A 20,203-nucleotide genomic window follows, 5' to 3' on the forward strand; every position below is an offset into this window, starting at 1 on the left:
ATAAGGGCAATGCAATAGGGTTGCCCTGAATTGACTTTTATGATGCGCGCGCATTTTCTGTATAAATGATTGTTTTGCTTATAGATTGCTGCTACTGTCAATCATAGCCAGTCAGCAACATGAATGGTCAGCTTATTTGCTTAGTAATCTGTCTGGTACTGTCTATTTTCTATTTTTTAAACGGTGGCGTTTAATAGACGCCGTGTTTTTTCGTTCGTTAGTGTATATAAAATTATGGCGCTCTCTTCTCTTTTTCGTTCCTCGTCCCAACCGAAGCAAGCATCTGGCTCAGATGGTATTCTTTCTATGCCGTCAGCACGCGCCATTCTCCTATCGAGTGTTGGCTGTATGTTGGTGCTCAGTTTATTGATGGTGGCTTCCGCTTCTATTCCTTTTGCCCTCAGTCGCGGCATGACAGAGCTGCACTTTTTCAAAAACCAGCTGCTGTATATGATGATCGGTTTGACGGTCGCTACGGTTTCTTATTACAGCGTGTCTTTGCGAACACTATATAAGACTGAAACCCAATTTATCCTATTGGGTATCACTGGCATGCTGCTAGTGGCAACCCTATTCAGTACGCCTATTAACGGCTCCAAGCGTTGGCTGAACCTAGGGGTATTTAATTTTCAGGTGGCAGAGTTGGCCAAGTTGGTGATGATTGTCTTTGTCTCTGATTTTGTGGTGCGTCGCTCTTTTGAAGTTCGTAACGGCTTAGACGGTTTTTTACGGATTATGTTGGTGGTGGCACTCATCACCATGCTGCTATTGTCACAGCCTGATTTTGGTTCTTTTGTCGTTATTTTAGGTACCATCTTTGCGATTTTTTATATCGCTGGTGCGCCTTACAAGCACTTTTTAGCACTGGGCGCGGCTGCCATCGGTGGTGCGGTATTGATGGTGACGACAGCGCAGTACCGATTGGTACGTGTGATGTCATTTATGGATCCGTTTGATGATGTGCAAGACACGGATTATCAGCTGGCACGCAGTTTGATTGCCTTTGGTCGTGGACAATTTACAGGCGTTGGTTATGGTGAGAGCGTACAAAAACTGTCGCATTTGCCTGAGGCACATACTGATTTTCTACTAGCCATTACAGGGGAAGAGTTAGGCTTTGTTGGGGTTACTATGGTACTGGTGCTCGAAGCGCTGATTATCGGTAGCGCGATGCGTATCAGTTATAACGCGCTCAAGCGTCGGCAGATGCGTATGAGTTATACCGCCTTTGGTATCGGTGTGGTGTTCATAGCGCAGACAATTATCAATGCGGCGATGAATATGGGCGCGATTCCAACCAAAGGATTGACCATGCCATTCTTCAGTTATGGCGGCTCTTCGATGTTGATTAGTTTGGTGATGGTTGCGTTATTGCTAAAAATTTATAAAGAAAGCCCTGAAATCGAAAAAAGCCAATGCCGTTATTATTGATAGGTTGAGCATTAGTGATAGGCTCGATGCATCATGACTGGCATTATCCAAAGAAGCGTCGCTAAATAGTGGCGCTTTTTGCTAGCTGGCTTTCTTTTATCCACTGTGCATATTTAACTGTTGCTTGCCTTGTAGCGGCGTACTGTCCCATTGAGCAATGGCTTGCTTTAACATACGAGTAGGTGTGTCTCTATCAACGGCTGGTTGCTGTAATAGTTGTAAAGCATCGGCGATAAGTTTACTTGGATCTCGTGTATCAATTGGTTGTGCTAGGTTTTGCTTGGAGAGTTTTTGTCCATCAGCATGACATATCAGTGGCAAGTGATACCAGTGATTGATGGCAGGCAAGCGTGCGGCATCCATGATGCTGATTTGCGCTGTCGTCATGGTTAGGATATCTAGACCGCGCATAATATGTGTCACCTGTTGCAGTCCATCATCAAGGCTGGCAGCCAAAATATAATTGATCATACCATCTTGGCGACGCACCACCATATCACCCAATGTCTGCTGAGGATTATCCCACTGCAATCCTTGAATACCGTCGTTAAAACCAATCTTATAATTCGGTAGCTGTATGCGTAGCTTATGTTGCTCTCTATCAAGGTCAGCGCTGACGCAGCAGCGTGGATAGCGCTTCCTGTTTGGTTGCAATGGCTTAGCATCATAAGCTGGGCTCAGCTCTTCTTGCGCCCAGTATTGCTCTAAATCTTTACGCGAGCACTGACAACCATAAGTGAGCGGATGCAGGGCTGAGTGTAGATAATCATTATAAATATCAATACGCTCAGATTGATAAATGATATCACCGTCCCAGTACAATCCAAGCGCTTCCAAATCAATCAAGATTTGCTCAGTAAATTGCTGATCACAGCGTTCGGTATCAGTGTCTTCAATACGCAGTAGCCATTTACCACCAATGGATTTTATATGGCAAAAGCTGGCAAGCGCGGTCGTCAATGAGCCAAGATGCAGTTCACCAGTCGGTGAGGGAGCAAAACGACCAATTGGCTGTACTGGTATGATTGGAGTGGGCATAGGAATAAGGTTAGTTTTCAAAGTAGGAAATTATCGGTAAAAAAGGTAGAAGATAGAATAATAAATATATCCGTAAAAAGATATTTGTGAAATGAGTCTGTTTTGTTAGCAAATCAATATAAGCAAGCTTAAAGCTCTGTATCAGCCATGATTCATTGACTAAAAACCAGCCAGCTAAAACGCAATAAGCGACCATATTTTGGTCGCTTATGCTTGCATTCTACTATTGAGATGAGTTGTAACTCGTTTAAGCGCCTTGATTTTGGCGTTCTTTAATCTCAGACAGTGTTTTACAATCGATACATTGGGTAGCTGTTGGGCGTGCTTCGAGACGACGCAAACCAATCTCTACGCCACAAGTTTCACAAAATCCATAATCATCATTTTCAATTTCTGACATAGATTTATCAATTTTGCGAATGAGCTTACGTTCACGGTCACGCGTACGCAATGCGAGGGCAAACTCTTCTTCTTGGGTGGCGCGATCATTAATATCTGGCATAGCACTGGACTCGTCTTGGATATAAGTCTTGGTGCGATCCGCTTCGCCAATCAGTTGGCTCTTCCAATCCAATAATATAGCCTTAAAGTGCTCTAACTGCGCATCAGACATGTACTCTTCGTCTTTGGCAGGCACATAAGGAGTAAACTTAGCTTCACTTGGATTCGTGGTCAGGGTGCTCATATGGGTATCCTACTTTTTTCAAATTAATTCAATAAAACGACGTATCAAAAGACAAGACGCTATCAATGTCATAAACGCTATAATTTGTCCCTTTATAAAACGTTTTACCACTTGGTAACACAAGTAACACAGCGGATCTAATAGTACAGTTATCTGATATGCTCAAAGCAATCTATCAATGGTCAGGTATATGGTTATGCATATTTTTATTTAAATAGCGTTGTCTTAATAATGCGACAAATCACTGACTGTGAAGACTTAGCTGTGATCGATTTAGCCATCCTAGCTATTATAATTCTACCTAATACCAGATACTAGGCAGTCCTCATTTCGTTTTATACGTTGTATCATTGTTTCTGACAATAATGAAGTAATTTTTCATCATCATGTCGTTTTTACCGTGCCAGTCATTGTATTCTGAACTCAGAAATATCAGTCAATAGCTTGCGATATAAGGGCTCACATCAGTATGGCTGCCAATAAATCTGGGCGTCAAGTATCCAGTCTTTCTACCCAGCTTGCAACCTTTCCATTGTTGGCTAATTGCAACCAACGGTAACCGGGCGGGACGCTTTTATCATAGGAGAAATCATTCTCATAAGGCTTGAACTGGTAGCAAGTAGATGGCGTGCTATAGACCGTGACTCCTTGACGATGGCGAACCTGCTCTTGGTGCGTATGACCACTGATAATGACCTTGAGATGGTCAAATCCTAACAGGCGCTGCCAAAAGGCCTCACTATTCTCTGCCATATGCGTGTCAATCCAGTCAGAGTCTACGGGAATGACATGATGATGTAGAGCAATCAGCGCAGGCTTATCACAGGCTCCGAGTCTTTCGTATAACCAGTCAATATCGGTAGGCGTTATCTCGCCCGCGACTTTACCCGTGATGGATGAGTCTAATAACAACAGCTGCCAACGATCAGTCTCAATGACATGCCGGCTTAGCAAGCGCGGGTCGGCAGGTTGAGCAATCAGTTCGCGCTCAAAGAAGGGCAAGTCACTGCCTATCTCATCCGTCACATCATGATTGCCTGCGATGCAAGCAAAAGGAATATGGGTGGCTTGCAATACCTCAAAAATATGATCGTAAATAGCGGGTTTGACTTCATTGACTAAGTCGCCAGTCACGATAATCAAATCGCAGCGAATGTCGCTACTCAATGCTTGCTGTAGTACTGTTTCAAAGCACTGCTGACAGACAGTGGCTTCGCTATTGTTAGTATCGCCATCAACACTAGAAGAAACGGGCGTTGATAAATGCAAATCTGTGATTTGTAGTATGTTTACCTGTTCATCTGGTGTGCTAATGTTATTAACAGGATAGCTTAGCATTGGGTCAGTCCCTCATCGAATCGAAACAAGTGATGCTGTTAAAACGAATGATAAATAAATGTCCTGCATCGAGTAGACTAATGAATTTTGGTCTGACCAATATGTTTTTTGGCTTGACGCCGCTAGTATGTCGATGGTATTAGGGCAAGTTTATAACATAAAGTAAATGAAAGCTCTATCATATTGATGAAATAAAGTTGGATAAGAGGATAAAAAAACCAGCGACTTTATGTGTATGATAATGTGTCTAACGGCGCGCTGACCAAATTTTTGCAGTGCTGAGCTTTGAGAAAATCAGCGCGATAAAAAATAAAATGGCTAATATTAATACGATAGCAAGTCCTGTCTGAATATCTAGCCAGATGCTGCCCCAAACGCCTAGTGTCACGCCAAGCTGTGCGATCAGTAGCGATATAACGACCATTTGTTTTGGCGATGATGACCATAAACGTGCCGTCAATGCTGGTAATACCAATAAACCGCTGATTAGTAAACTACCAACCGCTTGCAGGGCAATCGCACAAAATCCCGCCAATACGCCCATGAAGAACAGCCGCTGGCGTGTCGGATGAACACTTTGAATACGCGCCAGTGCTTCATGAGTGGCAAGCTTAATTTGTGCAGGCCATATATACATGAGTAGACCGAGCCCTACCAGCACGCTACCAGCAAGTAAGGGCAAGTCTGCCCAATCAAGCTCTAGCAAATTACCAAACAAAAACCCCAGTACGTTTGCTTGTTGGTCAGTCAACTGGGTCAAAGCCAATAAACCTAAGCATAACAAAGACACCGCCACGACCGCCAAAACCGCATCGACAGGCAGGCGCTCATCATCGATTAATACCAGCCCTAGCACTACCATGACGCTGACCAAGGCAATGCCAATGCCCATAGGTAATTGCCACCATACTGCTAAAGCCACGCCAAGCAAGGTACCATGTGCTAAAGCATCAGCAAAAAAGGCCATGCGTCGCCACAAGACTAAGCAACCTAAAGGCGCTGACAGTAACGCTAAAATACTGCCAGCGATCCAAGCGGGGGCAATGATGGCTAACCAAGCAGTCATAATAAATATCCGTAAAAGTTTTTATAAAGCTCGATATGTGTTTGATGCATCAAGCTTCGACATATTTTATATTTGTGAATGTTCAACGCGCCTTAATGATTATAGTTCGCTTGGGGCGTGATGCTCACAGGCATGTGGTTGATGCACATAAGGCTGCTCATAATGATGCCCAAATAGCTTTTGAAACTCACTACTAATGGCAAGCTCGCTTGGTTGTCCCTCACAGCAAATATGCTTGTTAAGACAAATCACGCGTCGACTGCCTTTCATGACCCAATGCAGATCATGCGATACCACCAGCATGGCACAACGCAAAAACTCTGGCAGCTCATCAATAAACTGATAGAGCCAAACCTCAGTATCAGGGTCCAGTCCTTGCATCGGCTCATCTAAAATCAATAAGTTGGGTTTGTCTAACAATGCGCGCGCGAGCAAGACCCTTTGTGTCTCACCACCCGACAGGTGCAGCATTTGTCGCGATAGTAAGTGCGTCAATGACAAGTTATCGAAGATAAATTGACGCTGCTCAGACGTTAAGCGCCTTTTATCCGCTTGTGCCAATAAATCGCAGACTCGTAATGGCAATATCGGCGGTACAGCAAAGCGCTGCGGCACATAGCCAAGCTGTAACTTTTGATGAGAGTTAATGTGCCCTTTAGTTGGCTCAATCAATCCCAAAATAAGTTTGACCAACGTTGACTTACCAGCGCCATTGGGTCCAATAAGACTGACTGTTTCATTAACCGCAATGTCAATATCAATATGTGAGAGTAAGCGTTGATGCCCTATATCGTAGCTGATATTGCTTAGGCTCAGCAGTTTACTCGCATTATTAATGGTGTTGCCATCAACAGCGGAAAAGTTCGGTTGATTAGACGGTGAGGTAGACAGGCTCATAGTATGACAACCAATAAGTGAATGAGTAATACAAATAAAAAGTGGATGACAAAGACTTATGCTTCAGTGGTTGAGGTGTGTTACTGGCACGCTTGGCAACGACCACTCAGCTCAATCACACTGCGTTCCACAATAAAGCCAACATCTTGCTCAGCAAAACTCATCATTTCCTGTACGGGCACACTGCTACATTCTTGTACACGCTGACACTGACCGCAGATTAAAAATGCTGCGGTATGCTGCGCGCGTGGGTGACAGCAGGGCACATAAGCATTGATAGAGGTCAATTGATGTATCAAGCCTTCACTCAATAAAAACTCCAGACTGCGATAGACAGTGGGTGGCGCGACATTTTTTGGCATTTGTTTTTTAGAGCTAATTTCTTTAGATGCCGCTTTCGTTGGGTGCTGTTGCGAGCTAAGCGCTTCGCTGCTGTCATCATTGTTATTGGGCTCTGATAAGCGCATTTGCTGCAATTGCGTGATCAAATCATATGCACCGATAGGTTTATTGGCTGCCAATACCAATTGATATATTTGCTGGCGCAATGGGGTAAAGCGTGCACCATTCAGGCGACATTGTTCTTTTGCTGCCATTAGGCGCTCGGTCACGTCATGCGGCGTAAAGTCCTGCACATCATGTAAATGTTCGCAGACTGATAAACTGGTGGACATGGTGCAAGCTCCTACGAAAAAAAATGGCACTGTTATTATAGTAATTTATAATGTTATAGTATAACATACTAAAAATAAGAGCAGATAAATGATCTTGGCTTATTTATTGATACCTTGATGATCACTCAGATACAACGGCAATAACGTCTAAATGTTTCCACTTATATTTTATCTTTCATACATTAAAGAATCTATTATGAACTCAGTTCTCAAATATTTTTTAAGCTCAACCATTATACTACAGCGATGGCTCATTACGGGCATAGTTGCATTAGGCATCTTTACTGTGAGTGCACAAGCGGCAACAGTCAGCGTGAGTAACTACCCACTGTTTTTATTGAGTCAAGCAGTGACTGAAGGTTCACCGCCCGCCAAGCAGTTATTGCAGGCAGGGGAGGTAGGTCATCATGGCAGTATCAGCCCAGGCGATATTAAAGCCATTCAGGACAGTAAATTTGTCGTGTGGTTTGGTGAGCCATTAGAAAATAACTTGGCGGCAAGCCTTAATACCGCACCCAATGCGATTGCCTTATTTGAATTTGATGCCTTTAATCGTCATCCGCTACGTGACGTCCAAGGCAAGCCTATTGCTGGCACCTTGGATCCACATATATGGTTAGATCCTGAAAATGCCAAAGCCATGACTCGTGCCCTTGCCGTGATTCATAGTCATGCCAATCCGCAATATAAAGCACTTTATCACGCCAATGCGCAAAAATTTGCTCAGCGAATGGATAGGGGAGTGGCATCTTTCGTAAAACAAGCTAAAGGCAAGCAGCAAACCCAACCTTATTGGGCCTATCATGATGCTTATCAATATATCGAATCCAGCACAAACCTAAAGCTTGTTGGCAGTTTAAGCACTGACCACCATCTAGCACCACGAGCAAGCCAAATACGCTGGCTAAATGAGAAGCGTCCAGCCAAGCAAATGTGTCTGGTTAGCCCAAGTCAACCAGCCAAAGGTCTACTCGCTAAGTTACAGCCTGTAAAAACCACTGTGCAACCTGAAGATATGAGCAATAGTAAAGACTTTGTGAGTGGTTGGCAGACGATGGCACAGCAAATCTATCAATGTATATTGTAGGATAACTGATTAACCATAGTGGCTTGCAACGCTTGAGCAGCCATTATGTAGTCATACTTTGGGTGTTATCCATTGGTCAGTAACTATGATGTCTATGAGTGATTCAGCTAGGTCACTGATAAAAGGTATATTTTTCTTGCTTAACGGTGGTATGCCCCTTATAATAAGTGGCGTTTTATTTTGGTTAAAAGGTAACACCTGTAGAGTGAGCCGTTCACGGATAAAAGTGTCGCGACGATGTTATATTGCCACCTTATCCCAATGCTGTAAGGCTATAGGATTGCATTACCGATGACCAAGCCTGCCAAACGCACACAAAAAGATAAAATTGGCATCTATATCAAACGCCAAGCGTGGATATTATTTATCCTTATTATTATTGCTTGGGCTTTAGATATCAGTTGGCTACATAGTGAGCTTACTGTCGCAAAAAGCGCCGCTATTGGTGCGCTACTCAGTTTCGCTACCCAAGCTGTATTTGCTTTTTTTATCTTTTGGTACACTGGATATCGCGCGCGCCAACATATTGTTAGCCAGCTATATCGAGGTCAAATGGCCAAATGGCTATTGACTGTGTTTGGTTTCGCACTAATTTTTATTACCGTACAACCCCTATCTGCGCCTGCGCTGTTTATCGGTTTTATGGTAATGCAAATTAGTCACAGTTGGATGTTGTGGCATATACGCTAGCATTAATAGACGATGACTATATCAATAGTTGAGTGCTTAATAGTGCTAGGCAAGTCACCCTGCCGTCCAGCTTCTCTATGACTGATTTCATAAGAAAGTCAAAACATACAAAACTGTCTAAAGACAGCGCCAATGATTATAAAGACTGTGATATGAGCGTTTAAATGAGTATAGCGTGTGATAATGGAGTCGATAGCCAATTATTAGCTATCAGTATTGCCTCTAATTAAATTCTTACAATTTAATTAATCACGCAAAGCTATGTTAGTAAACGTTAATAGTAGCTAACTTATTCATACAGTGCATAAAAAAGTCATAATTGACTTTACACGAATACAACGCTGCATTAATATAGGCAGCTAAATATTTTGCTTATGGACGCTGTATTAAGCGTCGATCGTGGAAACGCGGCAGTAAGTAAACACAGATATAATAATTTCGCGTACATATACAAGGGCTATTACTGAATCATCATAAGCCCTTTTTTGATAGCTAAAATTTATCTTAAGTTATCAAATTGCGTACTAGTAATAGAACTATGGGTTGGATGTTATTGATTACATGAGCGCTTTAGCATGGTTCATCGGCTTGCTAGCAGGTCAAATAGGATCGTTAAAACCTCATCAGATGACAACCATATTTTTGGTAGTTGATTAAATCGTTGATTAATAAGAAGCTGACATTATGGCAGGCGAGCAAACAACAACAGACTATATCTCTCACCACTTAACGAACTGGACGTACGGCTATCTGCCGGGCGAAGGTTGGAAAGTTGCCTATACTGCTGAAGAAGCTAGTGCAATGGGCTTTAAAGCCATCCACCTTGATTCTATGCTTTGGTCAATTGGTCTAGGCATTGTTTTCTGCGCCATCTTCTGGATGGTCGCTAGAAAAGTCACTTCAGGCGTGCCGGGTAAAACTCAGGCCGCGGTTGAGATGATCGTTGAGTTCGTTGATAACAACGTTCGTGATTCGTATAGTGGTACCTCAAAGCTGATTGCGCCTTTGGCGCTGACTATCTTTGTATGGATATTCTTAATGAACTTGATGGATTTACTACCCGTCGATTTTATTCCTATGATTGCTGGCCAAATCGGCGCAATGATGGGACATGATCCACATCATGTGTTCTTTAAGATCGTTCCAACGACGGATCCTAATATTACGCTTGGCATGTCTTTTTCTGTCTTTATACTGATTCTGTTCTATAGTATCAAGGAAAAAGGTTTGGGCGGCTTTGTTGGCGAGCTAACACTGCATCCGTTTAGTGCCAAAAACCCTATCGTACAAATTATTTTAATACCCATCAACTTTATCTTAGAGTTTGTTACTTTGATAGCGAAACCTATCTCTTTAGGTCTGCGTCTATTCGGTAACATGTATGCTGGTGAGTTGATTTTCATACTGATTGCTCTAATGCCGTTTTGGATTCAATGGGCGTTATCAGTACCGTGGGCTATTTTCCACATCTTAATTATTACACTTCAAGCGTTCGTATTTATGATGCTGACGATAGTTTATATGTCACTTGCATCATCAACTGAACATTAATTAGACATTCAATAGGTAAATGAGGATACATCCATGGATCCAGTATTAGGTGGTTACACAGTTATCGCAGTAGCACTACTTATCGGTTTAGGTGCACTAGGTACAGGTATTGGTTTTGCTATTCTAGGTGGTAAATTCCTAGAAGGCGTTGCGCGTCAGCCAGAACTTGGTTCACAGCTGCAAACTCGTATGTTCATCGTAGCAGGTCTTCTTGATGCTATTCCGATGATCGGTGTTGGTATTGCTATGCTATTGTTGTTCGCTAACCCTCTAGCAGGTTAATCAGAAAGCTCAGTTGTAAATGTTTGGTAGTCAAAGTTTGTATCTTAACCATAGCCAAAGTTTGGCTATCAAATATGATCAATGAAACTGATTTTTCATTAACAAAGAGGTGATCACGTGAATATCAATTCTACCCTCATCGGTCAAGCCATTGCTTTTGCAATCTTTGTGATGTTCTGCATGAAATTCGTGTGGCCACCACTTATTGGTGCCATCAATGAGCGTCAGCGTAAAATTGCTGAAGGCCTGAATGCCGCAGAGAAAGCAAAAGCAGATCTGGCGACCGCTGAGCAAGACGTCCAGCAGGAGCTTGATCTTGCAAAGACCAAAGCTGCTGCTTTAATCGAGCAAGCGAACAAGAGTGCCAACCAGCTTGTCGAAGATGCAAAAATGCAGGCCCAAGTGGAAGGCGAGCGCATTCGTCAACAAGCGCAAGCGTCTATCGACCAAGAAATCAATCAAGCGCGTGAATCATTACGTGCCCAAGTTGCTGAACTGGCTGTACTTGGTGCAGAAAAGATTTTGCAAGACAAAGTCGATGTGCAAAAACATGCCAGTATGTTAGACCAACTGGCGGCAAAGCTGTAACTGTGAGGATATAATGGCTGACTTATCAACCTTAGCACGACCCTACGCTAAAGCCGCGTTTGACTATGCCAACGAAAACGGGGCCGTAAACGAGTGGGAAAATTTCTTGTTTGTCGCCAGTGCAATTGTCAATGACAAAGCGTTCCGTACATGGCTAGAAAATCCAGCCGTTACGGCTGAGCATAAGTCAGCTGCTTTGGTTGATCTTTATGACTCACAAGTGGCTGGTGATAGCGACTCTGCTTTTAAACAGCTACTAGGCGAGAGCAAAGGCTCTCGTTATGGTAATAGTATTAGCTATCCTAAAGTGTCACCAGCGCTCAATAATTTTATTAAGCAGTTGGCGCAGCAAGAGCGTCTGGCGCTGCTTCCTGAAGTTTATGAGCATTATCGCCGCCACAAGGCAATAAGCTTAAAGCAGCTTGATGCTTACGTGACCTCTGCCTATCCATTGACTGACGCTCAGCGTGAAATGCTTCAAACGCGCCTTGCTGCATCGTTAAATGCTAGTGTGGTGATTCATGAGTCGGTCGATCCAAGTCTATTGGCAGGCGCTACCATCAAAGTCGGTGATAAAATCATTGATGATTCGATGCGCGGCAAGTTACAACAGTTAAAAACACAGCTAACGGCCTAATGCCATTTACCAGCGCAGTCATCTATGATCTGCGTGAAAGTAAGAGCATTTAAGTCAGTGGGCGGGTTATCATAAATTAAAGGAAACAAGGCAATGCAACAATTGAATCCAGCGGAAATCAGTAACCTGATTAAGCAGCGTATTCAAGACCTTGATGCGGGTGCAACTGCAAAGAATGAAGGCACGATTGTCAAAGTATCTGACGGTATCGTGCAGATTCATGGTCTTGAAGATGCCATGTACGGCGAAATGATTGAGTTTGAAGGCGAAATCTATGGAATGGCGCTTAACTTAGAGCGTGATTCTGTCGGCGCGGTAGTACTTGGTGATTACCTAAAGCTGCAAGAAGGTCAAAAAGCCTATTGTACTGGTCGTATTCTTGAAGTACCAGTAGGTCCTGAGCTGCTAGGCCGTGTTGTTGACGCCTTGGGAAATCCTATTGATGGCAAAGGTCCTATCGATGCCAAAATGACTGATAAAGTCGAAAAAATCGCCCCAGGCGTTATTGATCGTCAATCAGTAGATCAACCAGTAATGACGGGTTATAAAGCCGTTGATACTATGATTCCAATTGGTCGTGGTCAGCGTGAGCTTATCATTGGTGACCGTCAGACGGGTAAAACCGCGATGGCTATCGATGCGATCATCGCGCAGAAATCATCTGGTATCAAGTGTGTATACGTCGCAATCGGTCAGAAACGTTCTACCATTGCAAACGTCGTACGCAAGCTTGAGCAAACTGGTGCATTAGCATATACCACGGTTGTGGTTGCATCAGCATCAGAGCCTGCCGCACTACAGTATATCGCACCGTATTCAGGTTGTACGATGGGCGAATACTTCCGTGACCGCGGTGAAGATGCACTGATTGTATTTGATGACTTATCAAAACAAGCTGTTGCTTATCGTCAAATTTCACTATTGCTACGTCGTCCGCCAGGTCGTGAAGCGTATCCTGGTGATGTATTCTATTTACATTCACGTTTACTTGAGCGTGCATCACGCGTAAACGCGGCGTACGTAGAAAAGTTCACTAATGGTGAAGTAGTTGGTAAAACCGGTTCTTTAACCGCACTGCCAATTATTGAAACCCAAGCTGGTGACGTATCTGCATTCGTACCGACTAACGTGATTTCAATCACTGATGGTCAGATTTTCTTAGAATCAAGCCTATTCAACTCAGGTATCCGTCCAGCAGTTAACGCTGGTATCTCGGTATCTCGTGTGGGCGGGGCAGCTCAGACTAAGATCATCAAGAAGCTATCTGGTGGTATCCGTACTGCACTAGCTCAGTATCGTGAATTGGCCGCCTTTGCTCAGTTTGCATCAGATCTTGATGACGCGACTCGCGAACAGCTTGATCATGGTGAGCGTGTGACTGAATTGATGAAGCAGAAGCAGTATCAGCCAATGTCAATCTCTGAGCAAGCTGCAGTTATCTATGCATCGAATGAAGGCTTTTTAGCGGACGTTCCTGTCGAAAAAATCGGTTCTTTTGAAGAAGCTTACTTACGCTATATGCATGATGAGCAAAGTGAATTGATGCGTGAGATTGATGACACTGCGAATTATAATGATGATATCGCAGGTCGTTTGAAGTCATCTTTAGAGACCTTTAAACAAAATCACAGTTATTAATTTAACGGGTTAAGCCGAATTGGTTAAGGCTGTCTTTGATGGCTAATAAAGTGGCGCATTGTCTTGTATTTTTTTATTAAGACAGTAGCGCCACTGTTCTAACCATTGACGGTATTAGATCGCGTCATGCACAAAATATATAACATTAATTTGTTAGATCGATGTTATATACTAAATAATTGTCGCATGCGCCAATGCTTTTTAACCCTCTTATATTGGAATCATTATGGCAAGCTTAAAAGAGATACGTGCCAAAGTCACCAGTATTAAAAGCACCCAAAAAATTACTCGTGCTATGCAAATGGTTGCGGCAAGTAAAATGCGCCGTGCCCAAGAGCGCATGGAAGTGGGTCGCCCGTATGCTGATAGTATGCGCCGGGTTATTTCACATTTGGTGCATGCCTCATCAGACTATAAACATCCGTATATGGTCTCGCGTCCAGTCAATAAGGTTGGCTATATTGTCATTACCTCTGATCGCGGTCTGGCGGGTGGTTTGAATATTAACTTATTCAAAGCTTTATCTAAGAGTATCCAGCAGTATCAAGATCAATCTGTACAAACTGAGTTTGCAGTCATTGGCGCTAAAGGTGTGAGTTTTTTCAAAAACTTTGGTGGTAAAGTGACCTCGGCAGTAACCGATTATGGTGATAAGCCAACGTTTGAGCAGATAAACGCACCAGTTCAAGCGATGCTTGACGATTATACTAACGGTAAAATAGACCGCATCTATGTGGTTTATAATAAGTTTGTTAATGCGATGACTCAAAAGCCGACTGTCAATCAGTTGGTACCTTTACCAGACAGTGCGTTTGGTGAAGAAGAGAGCGGCATTCAAACAGAACTGAGCTGGGATTATATCTACGAGCCTGATATCAAAACATTGATTGATGAGTTGCTTGGCCGTTACATTGAGTCGATTGTGTATCAAGCGGTAATGGAAAACATTGCCTCTGAGCAGTCCTCACGTATGGTTGCGATGAAAGCGGCGACAGATAATGCTGGTGACCTAATTAACGATTTACAGTTGGTTTATAACAAGCTGCGTCAAGCGGCGATTACCCGAGAAATCTCGGAAATCGTTGGCGGTGCTGCTGCTGTTTCATAATTGAAACCCCTTATGAAACCCACTATATACAGAAGTTCAAGGAGAACGCAATGAGTAGCGGTCGTATTGTACAGATTATTGGCGCGGTTCTTGACGTTGAGTTCAACCGTAGTGAAGTTCCTCAGATTTATGATGCTTTGCAAGTAGATGGTACCGAAACCACCCTAGAAGTACAGCAACAACTAGGTGATGGCATCGTCCGTACTATCGCGATGGGTTCAACTGAAGGCTTAAAGCGTAACTTAACAGTCACTAACACTGGTGCGCCTATTGCTGTGCCTGTTGGTATTGGTACGCTTGGCCGTATCATGGATGTTCTTGGTCGTCCTATCGATGAAGAAGGTCCTGTAGAGGCTGACGAAAAATGGTCTATCCACCGTGAAGCGCCAAGCTACGCGGATCAGTCAAACAGCACTGAGCTGTTAGAAACTGGTATTAAAGTTATTGATCTACTTTGCCCGTTTGCTAAAGGTGGTAAAGTTGGTCTGTTTGGTGGTGCTGGTGTTGGTAAAACCGTTAACATGATGGAGCTGATCAATAACATCGCTCTAAAACATGAAGGTTTGTCAGTATTTGCTGGTGTTGGTGAGCGTACACGTGAAGGTAACGATTTCTATCACGAAATGCAAGAAGCTGGCGTTGTAAACACTGAAGACTTTAGCAAATCTAAAGTTGCCATGGTATACGGCCAGATGAATGAGCCACCGGGTAACCGCTTGCGTGTTGCGCTGTCTGGTTTGACCATGGCTGAATACTTCCGTGATACCAAAGATCCTGCCACTGGGAAAGGTCGTGACGTATTGCTATTTGTTGATAACATCTACCGTTATACACTAGCCGGTACTGAAGTATCAGCACTACTTGGTCGTATGCCATCTGCGGTTGGTTATCAGCCAACACTTGCTGAAGAGATGGGTATGCTGCAAGAGCGTATTACCTCAACTCAGTCAGGTTCTATTACTTCTGTGCAAGCAGTATATGTCCCTGCGGATGATTTGACGGATCCATCACCAGCAACGACGTTTGCGCATTTGGATGCAACGGTTGTATTGAGTCGTGATATTGCTTCACAAGGTATCTATCCTGCGGTTGATCCGCTAGATTCAACCTCGCGTCAGCTAGATCCATTAGTCATTGGCGAAGAGCATTATAACGTTGCTCGTGGCGTGCAAGAGATTTTGCAGCGCTATCGTGAGCTAAAAGACATCATCGCTATCTTGGGTATGGATGAGTTGTCAGAAGAAGATAAACTAGTCGTTTATCGTTCGCGTAAGATTCAGCGCTTCTTGTCACAGCCATTCCACGTTGCTGAAGTCTTTACTGGCGCACCTGGTAAATATGTACCACTACGCGATACCATTGCTAGCTTTAAAGCAATCATCGCGGGTGAATACGATGACCTACCAGAGCAAGCGTTCTATATGGCTGGTGGCATCGACGAAGTTGTTGCTAAAGCAGAAAAAATGAAATCTACTGCAGCGTAAGTTGTGTTAGCATTTGCTAAAGGGCAGATAGGCCATAAAAAGTCTATTTGCCAGTTAGTAACGCCTCGCAGTTTTGATTGTGTTTTGATCGTAAGGAGTTAAGTATGGCAACGTTACAATGTCGCGTCGTAAGTGCTCGTGAAGAGTTGTATTCAGGCGAAATTAGCATGTTAATAGCTACTGGTACCGAAGGCGAGATTGGTGTATTGCCAGGTCACACACCGCTTATTACTTTGTTAAAACCGGGTGCGATGCGAGTGCAAACACCAAACGGTGAAGAAGAAGTGATTTATGTATCAGGCGGTGTTTTAGAAGTACAGCCGAAGATGGTTACCGTATTGGCTGATACAGCGATGCGTGCACATAACCTTGATGAAAGCAAAATTGTCGAAGCACGTAAAAAGGCTGAGCAGATGCTTGTTAATCAATCGGATACTGTACAAACTAATGCAGCTTTAGCATCATTAGCAGAGTCTGTGGCACAGCTACAGACTATCCGTAAGTACAAAAACCGCGCTTAATTTTTTGTGGAAAATTTTAGAGTTTCTTTTTGACTTTTACCACAGATACAAAAAAACAGTCCATCATGGGCTGTTTTTTTATGTCTATTATTTAATATTCTATGATTTTTGGTCGAGGCTAAATACACGATTTATGATGCAATTCCGATCTCGACAGCCAGTTTTGTTATATATGAGTGTTAACTAACTATGCATTTACTAAACATGTATCTACTAATTGTGTATCGAATGATAATAAATAATACTGGGATAATAGATGAAAAAGTCACTGGCAGCAAAGGTGATATCTCGCTATATTAGACGTAACAAGAATACAAGTATCGTTATCAATCAAGTATTTTATCGCTGTGCGCTACATTAAGATTGGCTACTTATAGAAATTCAGGTGAGGAAAGGGTCGTAAAAAAACATTTCACTTGCTATTATTTGTATAAAGCTCATAATTTTTGGACGTAAACTAAAGTTTTAATGGGTATAGTTTATAGGTTTTGTTAACGACTATAAGCTATAGTATAGGAAGCTGTATGTTTAATAGTATACTGTGCTACCAAGTTTGTAACAGCTATACCAACATCAATTGTGCCACTTAATGGTGCTATTAATTTTACCGCTCTTACTTTTACTGCTTTTAAATGAGATGTATTAGAGGATATAACAATGACAACGAATGAAGAAGACAACACCCCCCGAATTTTGATTGTTGAGGATGATGAGCGTCTGGCCATGTTGACTCAAGATTACTTGGTCAAAAATGGTTTAGAAGTCGCTATCGAAACCGATGGTAATCGTGCTATTCGTCGCATCGTCAGTGAACAACCAGATTTGGTCGTACTTGATGTCATGCTTCCTGGTAGCGATGGACTGACGGTATGTCGTGAAGTACGCCCGCATTATCAGAATCCTATTTTGATGCTGACTGCGCGTACTGAAGATATGGATCAGGTACTGGGTCTTGAGATGGGTGCTGATGATTATGTCGCTAAACCTGCTCAGCCACGTGTCTTGCTAGCACGTATTCGTGCGTTATTACGTCGCTCAGAAAATGCCCCATCAGAAGATGTGCCACAGCGCCTAGAATTTGGTGAACTGGTCATCGACAATGGCGGTCGTTCAGTGAATTTAGGTGATGAGTTGGTTGATTTCACCAGTGCTGAATATGACTTATTATGGTTGCTTGCTTCTAATGCGGGTCGAATTCTTTCGCGTGAAGATATCTTTGAGCGTCTACGTGGTATTGAATATGACGGTCAAGATCGCTCAATTGACGTTCGTATCTCACGCATTCGTCCAAAAATCGGTGATGATCCAGAAAATCCAAAACGTATCAAAACCGTTCGTAGTAAAGGGTATTTGTTCGTTAAAGAAGGCAACTAAGTCAATTTTGCTCCGGCAACGGCTCATTGCTCATTAGCATGACCAAAGAAACCAGCAACTAGGCTGGTTTTTTTGTGGCTAAATTTTAATTTTTGAACTTAAATACAGCGTTATGTGGTTTAATTAAGCAATTATTGTGGGTGCTGCCTAAATGTACATGAGGTAAATGGATTTTAGGTGATGCTCAGTTATAAATTAAAATACAGCAGCCAGAATGGTTTTTTATTCAACAGTGTTTGATATCATTTATCACGCAGCGCTTGTTTGCTGAATGATGTCGGCAGTTTTTATTCATTAAGTTGGTTACGGCACGTATGTCATTAGTCTCTTCTTTAAAACACAGTATCTTTGTTCGTATTTATGCTGGGCTACTCATAGTCTGTTTGTGTGTGGCATTATTTGCTCAATTATTGATGGATACCATCAACAAAGAGCGCGTCCAATCCTACCGTGAAAACATGGCAACAGGGGCTTTTCATCTGGTGAGTGAAGGTATCGCTCATCAGGAAAGTGAAGAGCAGCGTGAATATTGGTTGTCTGATGCCAGTAGTTTATTTGGCTCAGAATTCAAAGTTTTGCCTATTGATGAAGTAGACTTTAATGCCAGTGAACTGCGGCGTTTTGAAAATGGCAATACGGTCGTTCGTTATACCGAGCAACCTGTCTATGCCGATGTTTATTATCGTCTACCGGACAATCAAAGCGTTTTGACCGCTAGAATATCGCAAGTGACTGAGCAGCAAGTACGGGCAATCGCTGTATTTTTATTGGATGATTTGTCTTACTATGTGACGTTATCTGACAAGCGTGCCCGTTTGGCTGAACTGGAAAAAAAGTTTTCCTTTCCTTTAGAGTTTAAAGCCGTCAATACACTGGATTTAGATACCGATCAGCTTGCACGATTACGCCGAGATGAAGTGGTTATTTCCTTACAAGATACCAATAGCAGTAAAAGTAATTCGGCTATTAGAGTAGTGGTGCCTTCTGAAATCAATGACATGGCGATATTGATTGGTCCGGTGCCATTATTCAACTGGTTCCCACTTAATCTGATTATTAGTATGATTCTTATCAGCATGTTTTTGATCAGCTTAGGCGTGTATGCGTTGATTTTTCCACTTGAGCGTAAATTGCAGTTGATTCAGGTTGGCGTCAATGAGGTGAGTAAAGGTAATCTTGAAAGTCAAGTTCAAGTCATTGGGCAGGATGAAATTGCCCGTTTAGCCGCGACTTTTAATGCCATGACCTCGCATATCAAGCGCCTTATTGAGTCGCAGCGAGAATTAACGCGAGCGGTATCACATGAGCTGCGTACACCAGTGGCTCGTATTCGTTTTGCCGTTGATATGTTGGCTGATACGGATGACGAAGACTCACGTTTTATGCAGCGTGATTTTATTGATGAAGATATCGAAGCGCTTAATGGCTTGATTGATGAGATTTTGACTTACGCTAAGTTAGAGGAAGGCTCACCAAAGCTGGATTTAGAACCAGTCAATCTTAGAGAGTTATTGGAGCAGATCGAGCGTGAAACCAATGCCTTGGGTAAGCCTATCAAAATAGTGACCAAGCTGCCGAATGCTAAAGTAACCGCTGTTGCAGATAGGCGTTATTTACACCGTGTGATTCAAAATTTGGCGGGCAATGCCTTACGTTATGCAGAGACCACGATTATCATTAGTGCTGGCGTCAGAAAGGGCAATGCTTTTGTTAGTGTTGAGGACGATGGTCATGGTATTCCAGAAGCAGATCGCGAAAAGGTTTTTATTCCATTTTCACGCTTAGATGACAGTCGCACACGCGCCTCAGGCGGCTATGGTTTAGGCTTGTCTATTGTATCGCGCATTGCCTTTTGGTTTAATGGTAGTATGAAAGTCGATGAGAGCCGAGAGCTTGGCGGTGCACGATTTGTCATGACGTGGCCTATCAAGCCACTGACACAAATTTTGGCTGCTGATGAACTGACGCAAGAAAAAAGCGAGCGTGGTTTTGAAGATAAATAATGCCATTGCACCAGATTGTCATTATTTTTTAGTATAAAAATAGCGGCATCAATTAAGCAGTGTGTGACAAATAAACTTGCTCAATTTCTAAGGAGTGTTCTCAATCTCATG

19 protein-coding genes are annotated in these 20,203 nt (G+C 42.9%); 13 read left to right on the forward strand and 6 right to left on the reverse strand.

The features are described from left to right. Window positions 1–306 precede the first annotated feature (306 nt). Window positions 307–1,431 (forward strand): putative lipid II flippase FtsW, encoded by a 1,125-nt coding sequence (gene ftsW / locus JMX95_RS08975; RefSeq protein ID WP_055125364.1) that lies wholly within the window; start codon window positions 307–309, stop codon window positions 1,429–1,431. Window positions 1,432–1,527: 96 nt separating this feature from the next. On the opposite strand, the gene gluQRS is transcribed toward ftsW, so the two are convergent. From gluQRS to JMX95_RS09005, 6 genes are all read right to left on the reverse strand, one after another. Next, window positions 1,528–2,469: a tRNA glutamyl-Q(34) synthetase GluQRS gene (gene gluQRS, locus JMX95_RS08980; RefSeq protein ID WP_109591960.1), complete on the reverse strand. Its 942-nt coding sequence runs from the start codon at window positions 2,467–2,469 to the stop codon at window positions 1,528–1,530. A gap of 247 nt (window positions 2,470–2,716) precedes the next feature. Continuing rightward, window positions 2,717–3,154 carry an RNA polymerase-binding protein DksA gene (gene dksA, locus JMX95_RS08985; RefSeq protein ID WP_045445865.1) on the reverse strand — a complete coding sequence of 146 codons (438 nt, stop codon included), beginning with the start codon at window positions 3,152–3,154 and terminating at the stop codon, window positions 2,717–2,719. A 492-nt stretch (window positions 3,155–3,646) separates the two neighbouring features. Then, the gene (locus JMX95_RS08990) at window positions 3,647–4,492 is read right to left on the reverse strand and encodes a metallophosphoesterase (protein ID WP_201560614.1); all 846 of its coding nucleotides are present in this window, start codon (window positions 4,490–4,492) and stop codon (window positions 3,647–3,649) included. 247 nt (window positions 4,493–4,739) lie between these two features. Next, window positions 4,740–5,558: a metal ABC transporter permease gene (locus JMX95_RS08995; RefSeq protein ID WP_201560615.1), complete on the reverse strand. Its 819-nt coding sequence runs from the start codon at window positions 5,556–5,558 to the stop codon at window positions 4,740–4,742. Between the two features lie 99 nt (window positions 5,559–5,657). Then, the gene (locus JMX95_RS09000) at window positions 5,658–6,455 is read right to left on the reverse strand and encodes a metal ABC transporter ATP-binding protein (protein ID WP_201560616.1); all 798 of its coding nucleotides are present in this window, start codon (window positions 6,453–6,455) and stop codon (window positions 5,658–5,660) included. 80 nt (window positions 6,456–6,535) lie between these two features. Continuing rightward, a complete protein-coding gene (locus JMX95_RS09005) occupies window positions 6,536–7,129 on the reverse strand; it encodes a Fur family transcriptional regulator (protein ID WP_201560617.1) in 594 nt (197 codons plus the stop codon). Between the two features lie 193 nt (window positions 7,130–7,322). Here JMX95_RS09005 and JMX95_RS09010 point away from each other — a divergent pair, with 193 nt between their 5' ends. The 12 genes from JMX95_RS09010 to JMX95_RS09065 all read left to right on the forward strand — a co-directional run bounded on the left by JMX95_RS09010 (window position 7,323) and on the right by JMX95_RS09065 (window position 20,092). Next, the gene (locus JMX95_RS09010; protein ID WP_372815823.1) at window positions 7,323–8,216 is read left to right on the forward strand and encodes a metal ABC transporter solute-binding protein, Zn/Mn family; all 894 of its coding nucleotides are present in this window, start codon (window positions 7,323–7,325) and stop codon (window positions 8,214–8,216) included. A 291-nt stretch (window positions 8,217–8,507) separates the two neighbouring features. Next, window positions 8,508–8,906 (forward strand): ATP synthase subunit I, encoded by a 399-nt coding sequence (locus tag JMX95_RS09015; RefSeq protein ID WP_201560619.1) that lies wholly within the window; start codon window positions 8,508–8,510, stop codon window positions 8,904–8,906. Window positions 8,907–9,590: 684 nt separating this feature from the next. Next, window positions 9,591–10,457 (forward strand): F0F1 ATP synthase subunit A, encoded by an 867-nt coding sequence (atpB, locus tag JMX95_RS09020; protein WP_055125357.1) that lies wholly within the window; start codon window positions 9,591–9,593, stop codon window positions 10,455–10,457. Between the two features lie 33 nt (window positions 10,458–10,490). Further along, window positions 10,491–10,739 (forward strand): F0F1 ATP synthase subunit C, encoded by a 249-nt coding sequence (atpE, locus tag JMX95_RS09025; RefSeq protein WP_010197960.1) that lies wholly within the window; start codon window positions 10,491–10,493, stop codon window positions 10,737–10,739. 117 nt (window positions 10,740–10,856) lie between these two features. Further along, window positions 10,857–11,327 carry a F0F1 ATP synthase subunit B gene (locus JMX95_RS09030; protein WP_045452424.1) on the forward strand — a complete coding sequence of 157 codons (471 nt, stop codon included), beginning with the start codon at window positions 10,857–10,859 and terminating at the stop codon, window positions 11,325–11,327. 13 nt (window positions 11,328–11,340) lie between these two features. Then, window positions 11,341–11,964, forward strand: a complete 624-nt coding sequence (locus JMX95_RS09035; RefSeq protein ID WP_045445877.1) for a F0F1 ATP synthase subunit delta — start codon at window positions 11,341–11,343, stop codon at window positions 11,962–11,964. A gap of 93 nt (window positions 11,965–12,057) precedes the next feature. Further along, window positions 12,058–13,602, forward strand: coding sequence for a F0F1 ATP synthase subunit alpha (gene atpA / locus JMX95_RS09040; RefSeq protein ID WP_055125356.1), 1,545 nt, complete (start codon window positions 12,058–12,060; stop codon window positions 13,600–13,602). A gap of 226 nt (window positions 13,603–13,828) precedes the next feature. Next, window positions 13,829–14,710, forward strand: coding sequence for a F0F1 ATP synthase subunit gamma (gene atpG / locus JMX95_RS09045; RefSeq protein WP_045445883.1), 882 nt, complete (start codon window positions 13,829–13,831; stop codon window positions 14,708–14,710). Between the two features lie 50 nt (window positions 14,711–14,760). After that, on the forward strand, window positions 14,761–16,194 hold the full coding sequence (atpD, locus tag JMX95_RS09050; RefSeq protein ID WP_045452427.1) for a F0F1 ATP synthase subunit beta: 1,434 nt from the start codon (window positions 14,761–14,763) through the stop codon (window positions 16,192–16,194). A gap of 104 nt (window positions 16,195–16,298) precedes the next feature. After that, window positions 16,299–16,715 (forward strand): F0F1 ATP synthase subunit epsilon, encoded by a 417-nt coding sequence (locus JMX95_RS09055; RefSeq protein ID WP_021812807.1) that lies wholly within the window; start codon window positions 16,299–16,301, stop codon window positions 16,713–16,715. A gap of 657 nt (window positions 16,716–17,372) precedes the next feature. Next, the gene (locus JMX95_RS09060; RefSeq protein WP_045445894.1) at window positions 17,373–18,089 is read left to right on the forward strand and encodes a response regulator; all 717 of its coding nucleotides are present in this window, start codon (window positions 17,373–17,375) and stop codon (window positions 18,087–18,089) included. Between the two features lie 314 nt (window positions 18,090–18,403). After that, window positions 18,404–20,092: an ATP-binding protein gene (locus JMX95_RS09065; RefSeq protein WP_045445985.1), complete on the forward strand. Its 1,689-nt coding sequence runs from the start codon at window positions 18,404–18,406 to the stop codon at window positions 20,090–20,092. The last annotated feature ends 111 nt before the right edge of the window (window positions 20,093–20,203 follow it).

Origin of the sequence: Psychrobacter sp. NC44 (assembly GCF_904846655.1) — a bacterium.
Classification (GTDB): domain Bacteria; phylum Pseudomonadota; class Gammaproteobacteria; order Pseudomonadales; family Moraxellaceae; genus Psychrobacter.